At 72.5% G+C, this 15,089-nt stretch carries 16 protein-coding genes; 8 read left to right on the top strand and 8 right to left on the bottom strand.

What is annotated here, in order from left to right; translation table 11 throughout:
• The first annotated feature begins 48 nt into the window (after positions 1-48).
• Positions 49-486, top strand: coding sequence for a MarR family winged helix-turn-helix transcriptional regulator (locus tag ACFYNP_RS17645; RefSeq protein WP_388786325.1), 438 nt, complete (start codon positions 49-51; stop codon positions 484-486).
• Here ACFYNP_RS17645 and ACFYNP_RS17640 read toward each other — a convergent pair.
• Positions 447-1,049, bottom strand: coding sequence for a glycosyltransferase (locus ACFYNP_RS17640; RefSeq protein WP_388786323.1), 603 nt, complete (start codon positions 1,047-1,049; stop codon positions 447-449). The two genes, ACFYNP_RS17645 and ACFYNP_RS17640, sit on opposite strands and share 40 nt — an antisense overlap.
• 174 nt (positions 1,050-1,223) lie before the next feature.
• On the opposite strand from ACFYNP_RS17640, the gene ACFYNP_RS17635 reads away from it, so the two are divergent.
• Positions 1,224-4,427: a tetratricopeptide repeat protein gene (locus tag ACFYNP_RS17635; RefSeq protein ID WP_388786321.1), complete on the top strand. Its 3,204-nt coding sequence runs from the start codon at positions 1,224-1,226 to the stop codon at positions 4,425-4,427.
• A gap of 76 nt (positions 4,428-4,503) precedes the next feature.
• Here ACFYNP_RS17635 and ACFYNP_RS17630 read toward each other — a convergent pair whose 3' ends face one another.
• Both ACFYNP_RS17630 and mca read right to left on the bottom strand, forming a co-directional pair.
• Positions 4,504-4,761 (bottom strand): hypothetical protein, encoded by a 258-nt coding sequence (locus tag ACFYNP_RS17630; RefSeq protein WP_388786319.1) that lies wholly within the window; start codon positions 4,759-4,761, stop codon positions 4,504-4,506.
• Positions 4,754-5,635: a mycothiol conjugate amidase Mca gene (gene mca / locus ACFYNP_RS17625; protein ID WP_388406112.1), complete on the bottom strand. Its 882-nt coding sequence runs from the start codon at positions 5,633-5,635 to the stop codon at positions 4,754-4,756. Before mca ends, ACFYNP_RS17630 begins: the two co-directional genes overlap by 8 nt.
• 127 nt (positions 5,636-5,762) lie before the next feature.
• Between mca and ACFYNP_RS17620 the strand changes: the two genes are divergently transcribed.
• Positions 5,763-6,164, top strand: coding sequence for a DUF4307 domain-containing protein (locus ACFYNP_RS17620; protein ID WP_388786317.1), 402 nt, complete (start codon positions 5,763-5,765; stop codon positions 6,162-6,164).
• A 237-nt stretch (positions 6,165-6,401) separates the two neighbouring features.
• Positions 6,402-6,899 (top strand): transcription elongation factor GreA, encoded by a 498-nt coding sequence (gene greA, locus ACFYNP_RS17615; RefSeq protein ID WP_100574820.1) that lies wholly within the window; start codon positions 6,402-6,404, stop codon positions 6,897-6,899.
• A gap of 66 nt (positions 6,900-6,965) precedes the next feature.
• On the opposite strand, the gene ACFYNP_RS17610 is transcribed toward greA, so the two are convergent.
• The 4 genes from ACFYNP_RS17610 to ilvA all read right to left on the bottom strand — a co-directional run bounded on the left by ACFYNP_RS17610 (position 6,966) and on the right by ilvA (position 11,054).
• Positions 6,966-7,817 (bottom strand): ABC transporter permease, encoded by an 852-nt coding sequence (locus ACFYNP_RS17610; RefSeq protein WP_388786316.1) that lies wholly within the window; start codon positions 7,815-7,817, stop codon positions 6,966-6,968.
• Positions 7,814-8,827 (bottom strand): ATP-binding cassette domain-containing protein, encoded by a 1,014-nt coding sequence (locus ACFYNP_RS17605; protein ID WP_388406104.1) that lies wholly within the window; start codon positions 8,825-8,827, stop codon positions 7,814-7,816. Before ACFYNP_RS17605 ends, ACFYNP_RS17610 begins: the two co-directional genes overlap by 4 nt.
• 313 nt (positions 8,828-9,140) lie before the next feature.
• Positions 9,141-9,728, bottom strand: a complete 588-nt coding sequence (locus ACFYNP_RS17600; protein ID WP_388786314.1) for a hypothetical protein — start codon at positions 9,726-9,728, stop codon at positions 9,141-9,143.
• 96 nt (positions 9,729-9,824) lie between these two features.
• Entirely contained in the window at positions 9,825-11,054 is a 1,230-nt protein-coding gene (ilvA, locus tag ACFYNP_RS17595) for a threonine ammonia-lyase (protein ID WP_388406100.1), read from the bottom strand.
• Positions 11,055-11,208: 154 nt separating this feature from the next.
• Between ilvA and ACFYNP_RS17590 the strand changes: the two genes are divergently transcribed.
• The 3 genes from ACFYNP_RS17590 to ACFYNP_RS17580 all read left to right on the top strand — a co-directional run bounded on the left by ACFYNP_RS17590 (position 11,209) and on the right by ACFYNP_RS17580 (position 12,604).
• Positions 11,209-11,712, top strand: a complete 504-nt coding sequence (locus tag ACFYNP_RS17590; protein ID WP_199846402.1) for a MarR family winged helix-turn-helix transcriptional regulator — start codon at positions 11,209-11,211, stop codon at positions 11,710-11,712.
• Between the two features lie 33 nt (positions 11,713-11,745).
• The gene (locus tag ACFYNP_RS17585) at positions 11,746-12,258 is read left to right on the top strand and encodes a sigma factor-like helix-turn-helix DNA-binding protein (RefSeq protein ID WP_388406098.1); all 513 of its coding nucleotides are present in this window, start codon (positions 11,746-11,748) and stop codon (positions 12,256-12,258) included.
• 91 nt (positions 12,259-12,349) lie between these two features.
• The gene (locus tag ACFYNP_RS17580; RefSeq protein WP_388406096.1) at positions 12,350-12,604 is read left to right on the top strand and encodes a hypothetical protein; all 255 of its coding nucleotides are present in this window, start codon (positions 12,350-12,352) and stop codon (positions 12,602-12,604) included.
• Positions 12,605-12,617: 13 nt separating this feature from the next.
• Here the strand turns inward: ACFYNP_RS17580 and ACFYNP_RS17575 are convergent, their stop codons facing one another.
• Complete coding sequence (locus ACFYNP_RS17575; protein WP_388406094.1) at positions 12,618-13,772, bottom strand: cystathionine gamma-synthase; 1,155 nt, start codon at positions 13,770-13,772, stop codon at positions 12,618-12,620.
• A gap of 104 nt (positions 13,773-13,876) precedes the next feature.
• On the opposite strand from ACFYNP_RS17575, the gene ACFYNP_RS17570 reads away from it, so the two are divergent.
• Positions 13,877-14,983, top strand: coding sequence for a hypothetical protein (locus tag ACFYNP_RS17570; RefSeq protein WP_388786312.1), 1,107 nt, complete (start codon positions 13,877-13,879; stop codon positions 14,981-14,983).
• Positions 14,984-15,089 lie beyond the last annotated feature (106 nt).

Here is a 15,089-nt window from a genome sequence, read left to right as displayed (position 1 = left end):
GGTCGGAGCGAGAGGCCCACGGGCTCCGACGGTTGAGGTGGCAGCGCCTTGAGGACCCACATCCCCTATCTCTTGGCCGTGGCGAGCACGGTCGCGACGCGCCGGGTGGACGAGCGGCTGGCGGCCTACGACCTGACGGTGCGTCAGTACGGTCTGCTCGCCCAGCTCGCACTCGAACCCGAGCTGACCATGGCGGAGTTGGCCCGTCAGCTCGGCATCGCCCGGCAGTCGGTGCACCAGTTGGTCAACGAACTCGTCGAGGCGGGCCACGTGCGCCGGCGTCCGGGCGCGGACGACCGCTCGCGCCGGCTGGAGATCACCGACACCGCGCACTACCTGCTGAGCCGTATCGACGGGCCCCTGGAGCAGGTGGAGGCGGAGCTGCTGGGCGACCTCGCCCCGGACGAGGCCGAGACCCTGCTCAACCTTCTCCAGCGCATCCTGGCTCACGCCACCGACGACGAGGCCTGGCTGCCCGCCCGCTGACGTCGGGCCGGCACATCCGGGCGTACGGCACGCGCCGGCGTTCGGTGGGTGGCGGCCTTCGGTGCGCGTACGACGGCGCCGACACCAACGGGAGTCGAGGCCGTGTCGAGGCACGGTTCCCAGGCTCCCCGCCATGCGTGTGCTGTTCGTGACCCTGGCCGCCTCACGATGCGGGAGCGGCACGTGGCCTCGCTCGCCGCACGCTCCCCCGAGCTGCGGGATGATCCGCTGGGGACGCCGTGCGCCAGCGCGTTCTGCGCGGTGCCGAAGCCCCCCTGGTGCACGATCGCGGAACAGGACGGGAGCAGCGCGGCCAGCGGCACGAAGTCCACCACCCGCACCTTGTCGGGAACCCGCCCGACCTCAGCGAGCTGCCCGGCGTCGAGGGTCGCCACCACCTCGGCGTCCAGCCCGGCGAGCGCCTCCAGGAGATCCGGTACGGAAGCCTGGTCGCCGCCCATCACCTCGCGGAAGGACAGCCCGAGGGTGAGACAGACCCGGCGGCCGGCCGGCGGCTCGCGCAGCGAGGCGGGCGTGGGGTCGACGGTCCACTGGCCGGTCACCAGATCCTCCGTGAACCCCGCCAGGGGCGGATGTCCCAGAGGTCGTTCGGGACGACGACGGTACCCCGTACTCCCCCACACGGCAGATGATCCGCCGACTCCCTCGCGCCGACGCGCGTCACGCACGACACTTGGAGGCGCAGGCGAACGACGGGCTCTCGGAGGGGGACGCACATGCGGGACAGCCATCGGGCCGAGGCCGAGCGGCTGTTGGTACGCGCCGTGGAGGAAGAGGTACGGCGCTCCGGCGGACGCTCCGACGGGAACGTGCTGCTCTCCCGGGGCCGGGGCGCGCTCGACGCGCTGTCCCAGAGCGCGGCGGAGGAGTACGCGGCCTATACGCGGGCCCTGGACGAGGCGGCGGTCGGGCAGCTCTCGTTCGGTGAGCGGTTCCGCCGCGAGGGAGGTTCAACCGGGCTGATCGCGACGGGAGTCGGCGCGCTCGCCGCGATCGTCGTCGATGTGGCGCTCGGGGTCGGCGCGGGCGGCGCGGTGGGGACCGGGGCGGCCGTCGCGGTCGCCGGGGCCGCCGGAACGGTCGCCCGGGTGACGGCCGCGCACGTGCCGGCCGCCCACCGGCGGGCCGGGGCGCTGGGCCAGCCGGGCGGCCCCGAGCAGTTGCGGCTCCAGTGGCTGACGGCCCTTGAGGTGCGGGGCATCCGTCCGTTCCTGGACCAGCAGCGGGCGGTGACGCCCAAGCCGGCGCAGAAGAAGGTGCCGACGCAGTTGCGCGGCACGGACAAGAGCGCGGCGGCCCGCCGCCGGTCGGTCCTTGAGCAGTCGTTCGGCCATCTCCCCGATCCCCAGGGCCCGTTCGCGGGCCGGCGGGCGGAGCTGGCTCGGATCGGTCAGTGGGTGCAGGCCGCCCGTGCCTCCACCGAGACGCGGCCGGTGGTCGTGGTCCTGCACGGCCCGCCGGGTTCGGGCCGCAGCACCCTCGCGCTGCGCGCGGCACACGGTCTGCGCGACCAGTTCCGCGGCGCCTGCCTGGTCGACATGCGCGGCGGCCCGTCCGGCGAGAGTCCGCTGCCGACCCGGGACGCGCTGCTGCACCTCCTGAACCGGCTCGGCGCGCCGCGCGAGCAGCTCCTGTTCCGCGAGAGGTCGTCGCCCGAGCAGCAGGTGCGCCGCCTGGCCGAGCTCTACCACCAGCATCTGACGGGCCTCGCGGTCACCGTCGTGCTGGACGACACCGACGACCCCGAGCAGGTGCGCACGCTGGTGCCGCAGCGCTCCGAGGGGCTGGTGCTCGTCACCGCGTCCGGTCCGCTCGATCTGCCCGACGACTTCCCGGCCTGGGTACACCAGCTGCCCGTCGAGCCACTGGACGCGGCGGGCGCGGAGGAACTCCTGCGCGAGGCGGCCGAGGAGAAGGAGACCGGCCCCTACGACGCCGAATCCACCGATCTGGTAAGGGAGTTGTGCGGCGGCCTTCCGCTGGCGCTGCGCATCGCCGGGTCCTCCCTCGGCCCGCGTTCGGCGCGGGCGCTCGCCGCCGACCTGGGCGCGTACGGCCCGGTGGCGCCCGCCGAGCGGGCCCTGTGGCTGCGCTACACCGACCAGTCCGAGCCGGCCCGCCGGCTCCTTCGCCGCCTGGCACTCGCCGGCCGGGCGTCCCTGGGGGCGGCAGCCGCCGCGGCCCTGCTCGCGGCCGACGAGCAGGAGGCCCAGCGCCAGCTCACCGCGCTCGCCTCGGCCGGGCTCATCGACCACGTGCGCGGCAGCCGCTACCGGCTGCACGACGTCGTCCGCGCCTTCGCCGAGGCCCGCCTGGCCGACGAGGAGGATCCGGCCGAGCGGGTGGCCGCGCAGGAGCGGCTGATCCGCAACTACGCGGAGCTGGCGGACGCGGTGGGCCGCATGGTCGACGGCAAGATGTCGACGCGGGCCGGCCAGTTCGGCGGGCACGGCTTCCCGTCCCTGGACGCGGCGCTGCGCTGGCTGGACGACGAGTCGAGCTTCATCACCGCGGCCCTGCGCCAGGCCGAGGGCGTCGACCAGGAGGCGGTGCTCAGCCTGCTCGGCGCGCTGTGCGACTACTGCCTGCTGCGCGGCGACCTCTACCGCCTCGGCGAGATCAGCGAGTTGACGCAGGCCGTCGACCAGGGCCTGCTCGTGCGGTCGGTGCAGTGGCGCACCGGCATCGCCGCCCGCCAGCTCGGCGAGCTGGACACGGCGCGTACGACGCTGTCGTCCGTGGTCAACCTCTACCGCGAGGCCCAGCACGAGGCCGGCCAGGCCCTCGCGCTGTGTTCGCTCGGCATCACGCTGCACCACCAGGGCAACCTGGCCGAGGCGGCGGTCCGGCTGCGCGAGGCGATCGACCTCCAGGCGGGCGACGAGCTGTCCGGCGACCGCGCCTGGTCACTGCACGCGCTCGCGGCCGTGGAGCGCGACCGCTCCAACCTGTCGGGCGCCCTCACCCTCCTTGCCACCGCCCTCGAACTGCACCGCGAGAACGAGTCCCTGCACGGCGAGGCGTGGACGCACTTCCAGCTCGGCCAGCTCTACCTCCGTACCGGTGAAGTCCCGCGCGCCGAGGGCGAGTTGCGCACCGCGCTCGATCTGTACGGGCGCACCCGGGACGGCCGCGGCGAGGCGTGGGCGCTGACCCAGCTGGCCCGTGCCCGCCTCGTCGAGGGCGACGCGCCGGCCGCGGTCGACGGGCTGCGCCAGGCCCTGTCGCGCCACCGCGAGCAGGAGGACGCGCGCGGCGAGGCCTGGACGCTGTACTACCTGGGCCAGGCCCTGGAGGAGCGCGGCGACCGCGACCAGGCGGTGCGCGAGCTGGAGCGGGCCCGCACGATGTTCTCGCGCATGCGGGACGTGTACGGGCTCGCCTGCGCCCGCCACCACTCGGGCCGGGTCACCCGCGACCAGCGCGCCGCCCAGACCGGCAACCTGCGCAACTCCGGCTTCGCCCGCCAGCTCCTGGTCGACGCGCGCGCCGACTTCCACCGCATCGGGGTGGCGCACGGCGAGGCCTGGACGTGTCTGGAGCTCGCGCTGATCGACGCGGGCAACAACCGGCCGGGCCCGGCGCTCGCCCTGTGCGACGAGGCGACCGCGCTGTTCGCCTCGTACGACGACCGGCGGGGCGGCGACTGGTCCCGCTTCCTGCGCTGCACGCTGCTGCCGTACGCGGGCGCGGGCGGCGTGGAAGTGGGCACGGCGGTCGCCCAGGAGGAGCTGGCCCAGCTGCTCCGGGCCCGCCATCACGCCCGGGACGCCAAGCTGGAGGACTGCGCGGAGGCCTTCGCGCTGATGCTGGAGCGCGGTGTCTCGCTGGAGTCGGGCTGGCAGGCCTGGCAGCTGGGCATGGTCCCGGACCGGCACGCCCGGGAGGTCATGGGGGTGCCGGTGGGGGCCGACCGCTGACGGGCGCGGCCACCGTCGCGCGGCGCCCCCGCCGCGTCCCTGACGGGTGCGGCGGGGGTGCCCGGAGCCCGGGGGCTCAGCCGTTCTTCGCGGCGCCCTTGCCGGCGGCGGCCGCGGGGGTCGTCCGCGGGGTCGCCGCGGACGGATCCGGGCTCTCCTCGAAGTCGACCTTGCCCATGTGCCGGTTCATGGACTTCATCAGCAGCCACACGCCGAGGGCGAGTGCCGCGAACACGATGAAGCCGAGGACACCGGGCGTCACCTTGTCGTTGTCGATCTCGGCGGCCAGCGGGACCATGTGCGTCATTGCGAGGCTTGCGCTCATATCAGGCATTGTCGCGTACGCCCGCGAAGAGGTCGTCCTCGGGGAGGGAAGTGTCCACGAGCGACTTCGCGAGCTCGTACTCCTCGGTCGGCCAGACCTCCTTCTGGAGGTCGAGCGGAACGCGGAACCAGCCGCCGTCGGGGTCGATCTGGGTGGCGTGCGCGATCAGCGCCTTGTCCCGGATCTCGAAGAACTCGGCGCAGGGAACGTGCGTGGTCAGCGTGCGCTCGGCGCGCCCGAACTCCTTCCAGCGCTCCAGCCAGTCGCCGTACGGGGACTCCATGCCGCGGCCGAGGAGCGCCTCGTGCAGGGCGACCGTGCGCGGCTTGTTGAAGCCCTGGTTGTAGTAGAGCTTCCGCGGCTGGAAGGCCGGGCCGAACTCGGCCTCGGGGAACTTCTCGGTGTCGGCCGCGCCCTCGAAGGCCACCATCGTGATCTTGTGGGTCATGATGTGGTCGGGGTGCGGGTAGCCGCCGTTCTCGTCGTACGTCGTGATGACCTGCGGACGGAAGCTGCGGATGGAGCGGACCAGGCGGCCGGCCGCGACGTCCACGTCCTCCAGGGCGAAGCAGCCCTCGGGCAGCGGCGGCAGCGGGTCGCCCTCGGGCAGGCCCGAGTCCACGAAGCCGAGCCACTCCTGGCGGACGCCGAGGATCTCGCGGGCCTCGTCCATCTCCCTCTTGCGGACCTCGTGGATGTGCTCCTCGATGTACTTGTCACCCTGGAGCTTCGGGTTGAGGATCGAGCCGCGCTCGCCTCCGGTGCAGGTCACGACCAGCACGTCCACCCCCTCGGACACATACTTCGCCATGGTGGCCGCGCCCTTGCTCGACTCGTCGTCGGGGTGGGCGTGCACGGCCATCAGTCGCAGCTGCTCAGTCAAGACTCGATCCTCGGTGACTCAGTAAGTGAATTCGGCGCCCTCTGTGATCGGCGCAACGGGCGGCTTCTATAGTGACCGAATCGGGGGACGGAAAATTCCGGTGACCCCCACCAGCAGGAGGACGATCATGGCCGCTGTGCGCGAGCAGCTTCCCCAGGGGCGCTACGGGCGCTCGGCGGACCAGCGCGCGGACCGCAAGCTGAAGATCGTCGGCTCGGTGCTCGCGGTCCTTCTGCTCGGCGTGATCGGCTGGATCGGTTACGACTACGTGGGCGGGCAGTCGCTCTCCGCACAGGTGATCAAGTTCAAGGTGGTCTCGGACACCTCGGTCGAGGTGCACCTGGAAGTGACCAAGGACAAGGACGCCAAGGGGACCTGCACCCTGCGCGCCCAGCAGACCAGCGGCGACGACGTGGGCCGCGCGGACTTCCGGTTCGACGAGCCGGCCAAGCAGGTCGACAAGGTCGTCACGATCACCACGACCTCCCGGGCCACCGCCGCGGATCTGGTCGGCTGTCAGTCCGACTGAGTCCGCCGTCGGGTCGGGCCGCTGAGCCGTATGCCGGAGCGCACCGTGCCACGTACTGCTCAAGTTATTGACCAAGGTTGCCGACACACCCGAGCTGACCTGCGTTGATGAAGTTCTAGCGGTTTATGTCCTCCCCCTGCGCCGCCTGAATTGTTAGGCTCGTGGTTTCGCCCACCCATCCAGGCACATGCTTTGGGGTAGGGCGCTTTGTATACCCAGTACCGACGAGGAGCACCTGTGACCCAGACCAGCGACAACGTCACCTGGCTGACCCAGGAGGCGTACAACCAGCTCAAGGCCGAGCTGGAGTACCTGTCTGGTCCCGCGCGCACGGAGATCGCCGTAAAGATCGCGGCGGCCCGTGAGGAGGGTGACCTCCGGGAGAACGGCGGGTACCACGCGGCCAAGGAGGAGCAGGGCAAGATGGAGCTCCGGGTGCGCCAGCTCACCCAGCTCCTGGAGCACGCCAAGGTCGGCGAGGCTCCCGCAGCCGACGGTGTGGTGGCTCCCGGCATGCTCGTCACGATCGCCTTCGACGGCGACCCGGACGACACCCTGGAGTTCCTGATGGCCTCGCGCGAGTACGCCTCGACGGAGATCGAGACGTACTCCCCGCAGTCGCCGCTCGGCTCCGGCGTGAACGGCAAGAAGGTCGGCGAGGACGCCGAGTACGAGCTGCCGAACGGCAAGAAGGCCTCGGTGAAGATCCTCGCGGCCGTCCCGTTCAACGGCTGACCGCCGCCGCACCCACGCACGAAGCCCCCTCTCCGCCGAGCCCGGAGAGGGGGCTTCGTGCGTGCGTCAGCCGGCGGCGCGGCGGTACTTGCGGACCGCCAGCGTGCGGAAGACCAGGAGGATCAGCACCGACCACAGCACCGACGCGAGGATCGCGTGCCGCATGGGCCAGGCCTCGGGGGTCTGGAAGCCCGGGGGCAGGTTGCCGAAGAGCTCCCTTGCCGCCTGGACCGTGGTGCTGAACGGATTCCACTCCGCGATGTGGCGGAAGAACGTCGGCAGGTTGTTGGAGTCCACGAAGGCGTTGGAGATGAACGTCAGCGGGAACAGCCAGATCAGCCCGCCGGAGGTGGCCGCCTCGGGGGTGCGTACGGTCAGGCCGATCAGGGCGCCGATCCAGGAGAACGCGTATCCGAGCAGGAGCAGCAGGGCGAAGGCGGCGAGCGCCTTCGGGATGCCGTTGTGGGTGCGCCAGCCGATGAGCAGGGCGACTCCCGCCAGGACCACCAGCGTCACGGCGGTCTGCGCCAGGTCCGCCAGGGTGCGGCCGGTCAGGACCGCGCCCCGCGCCATGGGGAGCGAGCGGAAGCGGTCGATGAGGCCCTTGTGCATGTCGTCGGCGATGCCCGCGCCCGCTCCGGCGGTCGCGAAGGTGACGGTCTGCGCGAAGATGCCGGCCATCAGGAACTCGCGGTAGGCCTGCTGCGAGAGCGAGCCGCCGACCTGGATGGAACCGCCGAAGACGTAGGTGAACAGCACCACGAACATGATCGGCTGGATCAGGCCGAACAGCACGACCTCGGGAATCCGCTTCATGCGGATCAGGTTCCGCTTGGCGACCACCAGCGAGTCCCGTACGGACCCGCCGATGCCGCCGCCCGCCCGGGGGGCCGGCGCTGCGTCGGTGATGGCGCTCATTTCCCGGCCTCCTTGCGGCTCTTGGGCTTGGCGGAACCGTCGGCGTTCTCGGCGTCCTCTTCCTTCGCGGTCTCGGCCGCGTGGCCGGTCAGCGAGATGAAGACGTCGTCGAGGGTGGGGCGGCGCAGGCCGATGTCGTCGATCTCGACGCCCCTGGTGTCGAGTTCACGGATGACCTCGGCGAGCAGCTTGGCGCCGCCGGTGACCGGGACGGTCAGCTGGCGGGTGTGCTCGTCGGTCTTGACCTCGCCCTTGCCGAAGCCGGCGAGGACCTCGCGGGCCGGGGCCAGCTGGTCGCCCTGGTGGACGACGACCTCGACGCGTTCGCCGCCGGTGCGGGCCTTGAGCTGGTCGGAGCTGCCGCGCGCGATGACCTTGCCGTGATCGACGACCGCGATGTCGTGGGCGAGCCGGTCGGCCTCTTCGAGGTACTGGGTGGTGAGCAGCAGCGTGGTGCCGCCGGCCACCAACTCCTGGATCACTTCCCACAGTTGCTGCCGGTTGCGCGGGTCGAGGCCGGTGGTCGGCTCGTCCATGAACATGACGGGCGGCGAGACCACGAGGGCCGCCGCGAGGTCGAGGCGGCGTCTCATGCCGCCCGAGTACGTCTTGGCGGGGCGGTCGGCGGCGTCCGCGAGGTTGAAGCGGTCGAGCAGTTCGCCCGCGCGCACCTTCGCGGGCTTGGCCTTCATCTGGTAGAGCCGGCCGACCATTTCCAGGTTCTCACGGCCCGTCAGATACTCGTCGACGGCCGCGAATTGGCCGGACAGGCCGATGGATCGGCGCACCTCGTTGGGATGCTTGAGCACGTCGATGCCCGCGACGACCGCCTTGCCGCGGTCGGGCTGGAGCAGGGTGGTCAGGACGCGCACGGCGGTGGTCTTGCCGGCGCCGTTGGGGCCGAGGAGGCCGAGGACCGTGCCTTCGGGGACATCGAGGTCGACGCCGTCCAGAGCCGTTACGTTGCCGAACGTCTTCACCAGGCCTTCGGCATAGATGGCGCCTGGCATGTGAGTACCCCCAGTGGTGGGTGTGACTTCCTGGACAAATCCTAGATTTTCCGGGCAGGGATCGCCCGATGGAGCCTGGAGCCCGCAGCCCGAGGCCGCCGTTCCGAGCCACACCCTATCGCGATACATCGCGTCTTGTCAGCGGTATCGCGGAGCGACCGGCGATCCCGGCCGGCGGTGCGCCGCACCGGGATGACCGCGTGAACCCGCGCCGTCGGAGTCTTGCCGCCGCGCCATCAGAGAAGTCGGCAGAGAGCCGCCCGCCCCGCCCTGACAGTGGCCTTGGGGGGGCGACCGTCACGGGGAGTGGCCGTCAGAAGAAGCTGGAACCGCCGTCGAAGCTCCCGCCGCTGTCGAAGCCGCCGGAGTGGTGGCCCCCTCCGTCGCTGTGATGGCCCCCGGAGTGGTGGCCGCCCCCGTCACTGTGATGGCCCCCGGAGTGGTGGCCCGGGCTGCTGTGATGGCCGCCGGAGTGGTGGGCGCTGCCGTGCGAGCCGGCCCCGGAGTCCGCGGGGCTGTCCGATCCGGAGGTCCACGGAAGGTGGGGGCTGTCGTCGCTCCTCGTCGGGGAACGCCCGGACGTGTGGGCGGCAGGCGGAGGCGCCGACCCTCCACCGGGGCCGGGTGCCGCGTCCCCGGCCGGACGCCGCCCGGCCGCGTGCGAATCGGCGAGGGGCCCGGAGGATGCCCGGTCCAGCGCGTCGCGGAGGTTCTTCAACTCACGCTTCCTCGCCTTGCTGCGCCGCCTGCGTTCCTCGTCCTTCTTCTTCTGTTCGGCCTTCTTGTCCAGTTCCGCGACGCAGTACCAGATGGCCGCAGCGATGAGCATGTAGATGCCGATGGTGCGCAAAGGTCCCGGCACCATGATCAGGAAGATGGCACACCCCGTGAGACAGCCCATCCATCAACTGTAGGTAAATCAGGACGAGTTGGGGAGGCCTGGGACGCGCGGCCAGGCGCGCGCGGGACGAAGCACCGGGCGGAGCTCCACCGGGGCTTATTCGACGACGGTGTAGCCGGCCTCCCGCAGCGCCGACGCCAGCTCGGCGCAGTGCTCCGGGCCCTTCGTCTCCAGGTGCAGCTCGACCTCCACCTCCGTGAGCCCGAGCCGGGGATCGGTCCGTACGTGGCTCACGTCCAGCACATTGGCGTCGAGCACGGACAGTTCCCCGAGGAGCGAGGCCAGCGCCCCCGGGCGGTCCGTCAGGCGCAGCCGCAGCGACAGGTAGCGGCCCGCCGCCGACATGCCGTGGCGCAGGATGCGCTGCATGAGCAGCGGGTCCACATTGCCGCCCGAGAGCACCGCGACGACCGGCCCGCGGAACGCCCCGGGATCGCTGAGCAGCGCGGCCACCGGGCTCGCCCCGGCCGGCTCCACCACCAGCTTCGCCCGCTCAAGGCAGAGCAGCAGCGCGCTGGACAGCTCGTCCTCCGAGACCGTGCGCACCTCGTCCACCAACTCGCTGACCAGCGCGAACGGAATGTCGCCGGGCCGGCCCACCTTGATCCCGTCGGCCATCGTGGGGGCCGTGTCGATGGCGACCGGGTGCCCGACGGCGAGCGAGGGCGGATAGGCCGCGGCGGCCGCCGCCTGCACCCCGACGATCCGGACGTCCGGCCGCAGCGCCTTCACCGCGACCGCGATGCCGGCCGCGAGCCCGCCGCCGCCGATTCCGACGACGATGGTGCGCACCTCGGGGCACTGCTCCAGGATCTCCAGGCCCACCGTGCCCTGCCCGGCGATGATGTCCTGGTGGTCGAAGGGGTGGATGAACACCGCCCCGGTCTCGGCCGCGTACGCCTCGGCGGCGGCCAGGGTCTCGTCGACGACCGTGCCGTGCAGGATCACCTCGGCCCCGTAGTGCCGGGTCGCGGCGACCTTCGGCAGCGGGGCGCCCATCGGCATGAACACCGTCGAGTGCACGCCGAGCAGCGAGGAGGCCAGCGCCACGCCCTGGGCGTGGTTGCCGGCGCTGGCGGCCACCACACCGGCCGCCCGCTCCTCGGGACGCAGCCCGGCGATCCGTACGTAGGCGCCCCGGAGCTTGAAGGACCCGGTGCGCTGGAGGTTCTCGCACTTGAGGTGCACCGGTGCTCCCACGAGCGAAGAAAGATGGCGTGATCCTTCCATCGCGGTGGTGCGGGCCACTCCCGACAGCATCTTCTGCGCACCGCGGATGTCGTCGAGGATGAGGTCGTGCAAGGGGCCAGACGTACCGAAGCTCATGACCGCAAGTCTCGCAGCTCACACCCCTTCCGGCCGCTGGGCCGCCGATCCGCCGGGACTTGTCCACAGCTTTGCGCACCGCCGGTACGTATGCGGGCCGGGCCGCGTACTCTGTCCCCCACCACACCGATACCCGCACGAGAGAGCCCCGGCCATGCCCCCAGTTCAGGACATGACTCCCCCGCTCGACCCCGGCCTCCTCGATGCCCTCCAGCACCAGGTGGCCGTGTTCGCCCGCCGTGCCGAGCAGACCAGGCTCGGCGGCGTCGGACAGGTCCGCAACTCGATGGACCGGGCCGCCTACCTGCTGCTCAACCGGCTGGACCTGGAAGGCCCGATGGGCGTCAAGGCGCTCGCCGCGGGCATGGGGATCGACTCCTCGACCGTGACGCGCCAGGTCGCCCCGCTCGTCGACACCGGCCTGGTCAAGCGGACCTCGCACCCCGAGGACGGCCGGGCGGTCGTCCTCCAGCTGTCCCCGCGCGGCCAGTCCCGCCTCGAAGAGGTGCGCTCCTCGCGGCGCGAGCTGATGGCGCAGGTCACCGACGGCTGGACGGAGGACGAGCGGGAGTCGTTCACCTCGCTCCTGACCCGCTTCAACTCCGCGCTCTCGGCCCGCCAGTCGGCCGCGCAGGAGCCGTCCGCGCCGACCTCTTGACCGAGGGCTCGCGCCTGCCCTCATATGAGGCTCATGCGCGAGCGGTACGCCACCCGACACCGCCGCCGCACCCGGGAGTTCGAGGCGTTCGTCGCGGGCGCGGGAGGCCGGTTGCTGCATGCCGCCACCCTGCTGACCGCCGAGCCCGTCGACGCCAACCCGCGGGCCCGGCGCCTGTTGACCGCCGCCCTCGCCGAGACGTACGCCCGCTGGCACCGGCTGCGCGGTGAGGACCCGTACGACCGGACCCGGCAGGAACTCGCCGCCCGCTTCGCCCGCACCGCCTGGCGCCACCACCGGCCCGCCGTCCCCGGCCTGCCCCGGCCGGCCGCCGGGACCGGGCTCCTCGCGCGGCTGACCCCGCAGGAACGTCTCATCCTGGTGCTGCGCCTGTACGAGGGCGTCGCCGAGGAACAGACGGCGGCGACGGTCGGGCTGCCGGTGGACCGGGTCCGCGCGATCTGCACCCGGGCCGTCACCGCGATGCGCAGCACCCCGCCCACGCCCCCCGCACCCGCCGCGCCGACGCCCGAGGCGGCCACGTGAACCGGCCCGGGGCACGGGGCCCGGGGTACGGGAGGCCGCCTCGGCGTCGCGGCACGGGAGGCCGCGCGAACACCCCGGCACGGGAGGCAGCATGAGCACGCCCGACCGCAAGACCGCCGAGGTCCGCCGCCTTCTGGAGAGCGGGGCCCACCCGGTCGTTCCCGTCGAACTCGCCGGCCGGGCGGCCGAGTTGGGTACGCGCATGCTGCACCGGCGGCGTATCGCGCGGCGCCTGTTGTGGCTGCTGCTCGTGGCCGCGGTGATCGTCTTCGCGGTCTGGGCCGCGATGGTCCAGCCCTGGGTGGCGCCGCCGTCCACGGTGACGCCACCCGTCGACGGGCTCTAGGCCCGGTACCGCTCTAGCCGAGCGCCTGCTGGAGGTCGGCGAGCAGGTCGTCCGCGTTCTCGATGCCCACCGAGACGCGGACCAGGTCCGCCGGGACCTCCAGGGCCGAGCCGGCGACGCTGGCGTGCGTCATGCGGCCCGGGTGCTCGATCAGCGACTCGACGCCGCCGAGGGACTCGCCGAGCGTGAACAGCTTCGTACGGTCGCAGACGTCCACCGCCGCCTGCTCGCCGCCCTCGACGCGGAAGGAGACCATGCCGCCGAAGGCGCGCATCTGCTTGGCCGCGATGTCGTGACCGGGGTGCTCGGGCAGCCCCGGGTACAGGACCTGGGTGACCTTGGCGTGCCGGGTCAGCATCTCGGCGACCTTGCCCGCGTTCTCGCTGTGCCGGTCCATGCGCACCGGAAGGGTCTTGATGCCGCGCAGCACCAGCCACGAGTCGAAGGGCCCGGCGACCGCGCCCATGGCGTTCTGGTGGTACGCCAACTCCTCGCCGATCTCGGCCGAGTTGGCGATCAGCGCGCCGCCCACGACGTCCGAGTGCCCGCCCATGTACTTGGTCAGGGAGTGCACGACGACGTCCGCGCCGAGCGACAGCGGCTGCTGGAGGTAGGGGCTCGCGAAGGTGTTGTCGACGACGAGCTTGGCGCCCGCGGTCGAGGCGACCTCGGCGACGGCCGCGATGTCGGTGATCCCGAGCAGCGGGTTGGAGGGCGTCTCCACCCAGACGACCTTCGTGCGCGGGGTGATCGCGGCCCGCACCGACGCCGGGTCGGAGGTGTCGGCGACCGACCACTCGACGCCCCAGCGCGAGACGACCTTCGCGAACAGGCGGAACGTGCCGCCGTAGGCGTCGTTCGGGATCACCACGTGGTCGCCGGGCGCGAGCAGCGTACGCAGCAGGCAGTCCTCGGCGGCGAGACCGGAGGCGAAGGCGAGACCGCGGCGGCCGCCTTCGAGGGCCGCCAGGTTCTCTTCGAGCGCGGTCCGCGTCGGGTTCGCGCTGCGGCTGTACTCGTAGCCGCCGCGGAGACCGCCGACACCGTCCTGCTTGTACGTGGAGACCTGGTAGATCGGCGGTACGACCGCCCCGGTCAGCGGATCGGCGGTGTTCCCCGCGTGGATCGCGATGGTCTCGAAGCTCTTGTCGAGGTGCTCGTGGCTCATGGCCCCGAGCCTAGTTCGTCGGCTCGCCCCGTTCACCCCATCCCCGGGCGGTCCCGCACCGTCGAGTTCGCCACATCGGGGCGCGGTCTGGTTCGCTGGTGGACATGGAGATTCTGTGGACGCTGCTCGTGCTGGGCGCACTCACCGCGCTCGTCGTCCGGTTCGTGTTCCGCCGGGGCGGCGGCATCCAGTTGGCGCGGCCCGGCTCGCCCGACGCCGCCGACCCGGCGGCCTACGGCTTCGCGCTCCAGGAGGAGCTCGACGTCCGGATGCCGGGACCCGACCAGGACCTCCTCGACGTGCTCGCGGTGGTGCAGCACACCCAGGACTGGAAGCCGGCCCAGCGCCTCCTCGCCGAAACCCCGAAGGAGGGCGAGCGGCGCTGGCAGCGCGTCCAGGCCTTCGCCGGCGCGGCCTCCCTGGAACTCGCGCAGCGCCCCGGCGTCGGCGGGGCCTGGCTGCGCAAGTGGCGCTCCGAGGCGCCGAAGGACGCGGGCGCGGCCCAGGTGCACGCGGAGTTCCTGGTCCAGCAGGCCTGGCGGTCCTCGTCCGTCGGCCGGGACGACTTCCGCATCATCCTGGAGGAGGCCCGCACGGTCTGCGGCGAGTCCGCGCTGCTGGCCCCGGGCGACCCGGTCCCGTACATCACCGAACTCGCCGTGGCGCGTGGACTCGCCTATCCGCGGCCGGAGTTCGACCAGCTGTGGGCCAAGGTCATGGACCGCGCCCCGCACCACATGGGCGCGCACCTCGCGGCCCTGCACTACCACTGCGAGAAGTGGCACGGCTCGCGCGCCCAGGCCGACGAGTTCGCGACGGCGGCCGCGGCCCGCGCCCCGCGCGGCTCCCTGCTCTCCGCGCTCCCCCTGTTCGCGGTGTACGAGCACATCCCCGACGTCGTCCTCGTCTCGGACTTCTACCGCACGGCGGTCGTGAGCCGCGCGATGGAGGGCGCCCTGCACGCCGTCCACCAGGCCCGCGCCGACGACCCGGTACTCCCCCTGGTCCGCCACCTCCTCGTCTTCTTCCTGGTACGCGGCGAACGCTGGGCGGAGTCGATGGACCAGTTCGTCGCCCTGGACGGCTATGTCGGCGCGGTCCCCTGGACCGTCTCCGAGGACCCGGCGGCGACGTACGCCGTGTGCCGGGCGCTCGCGGTCGCGGGGTACGAGGCGAACGGGGGCAGCCCGGCGACGCTGCGGCGGCCGTAACGGCCCCATCGGCCGTCACGCTCCCCGGCTGCCCCGACACCCCTGCCGGCCGGGCCCGCGCGCACCCACGCCCGGGCCCGCACCCGGGCCCCGGAATCTCCGGGCG

Source organism: Streptomyces sp. NPDC006691, assembly GCF_042869955.1.
Classification (GTDB): domain Bacteria; phylum Actinomycetota; class Actinomycetes; order Streptomycetales; family Streptomycetaceae; genus Streptomyces.
Note: the sequence above shows the minus strand (reverse complement) of the source record. Positions and strands in the feature narration are given on the sequence as shown.

What these genes read in the sequence shown, in the direction of transcription:
- ACFYNP_RS17635 (WP_388786321.1), top strand. Translation starts at nt 1,224, where the DNA reads ATGCGGGACAGCCATCGGGCCGAGGCCGAGCGGCTGTTGGTACGCGCC.
- ACFYNP_RS17630 (WP_388786319.1), bottom strand. Translation starts at nt 4,761, where the DNA reads ATGCCTGATATGAGCGCAAGCCTCGCAATGACGCACATGGTCCCGCTG.
- ACFYNP_RS17620 (WP_388786317.1), top strand. Translation starts at nt 5,763, where the DNA reads ATGGCCGCTGTGCGCGAGCAGCTTCCCCAGGGGCGCTACGGGCGCTCG.
- ACFYNP_RS17610 (WP_388786316.1), bottom strand. Translation starts at nt 7,817, where the DNA reads ATGAGCGCCATCACCGACGCAGCGCCGGCCCCCCGGGCGGGCGGCGGC.
- ACFYNP_RS17605 (WP_388406104.1), bottom strand. Translation starts at nt 8,827, where the DNA reads ATGCCAGGCGCCATCTATGCCGAAGGCCTGGTGAAGACGTTCGGCAAC.
- ACFYNP_RS17600 (WP_388786314.1), bottom strand. Translation starts at nt 9,728, where the DNA reads ATGGGCTGTCTCACGGGGTGTGCCATCTTCCTGATCATGGTGCCGGGA.
- ilvA (WP_388406100.1), bottom strand. Translation starts at nt 11,054, where the DNA reads ATGAGCTTCGGTACGTCTGGCCCCTTGCACGACCTCATCCTCGACGAC.
- ACFYNP_RS17590 (WP_199846402.1), top strand. Translation starts at nt 11,209, where the DNA reads ATGCCCCCAGTTCAGGACATGACTCCCCCGCTCGACCCCGGCCTCCTC.
- ACFYNP_RS17585 (WP_388406098.1), top strand. Translation starts at nt 11,746, where the DNA reads ATGCGCGAGCGGTACGCCACCCGACACCGCCGCCGCACCCGGGAGTTC.
- ACFYNP_RS17580 (WP_388406096.1), top strand. Translation starts at nt 12,350, where the DNA reads ATGAGCACGCCCGACCGCAAGACCGCCGAGGTCCGCCGCCTTCTGGAG.
- ACFYNP_RS17575 (WP_388406094.1), bottom strand. Translation starts at nt 13,772, where the DNA reads ATGAGCCACGAGCACCTCGACAAGAGCTTCGAGACCATCGCGATCCAC.
- ACFYNP_RS17570 (WP_388786312.1), top strand. Translation starts at nt 13,877, where the DNA reads ATGGAGATTCTGTGGACGCTGCTCGTGCTGGGCGCACTCACCGCGCTC.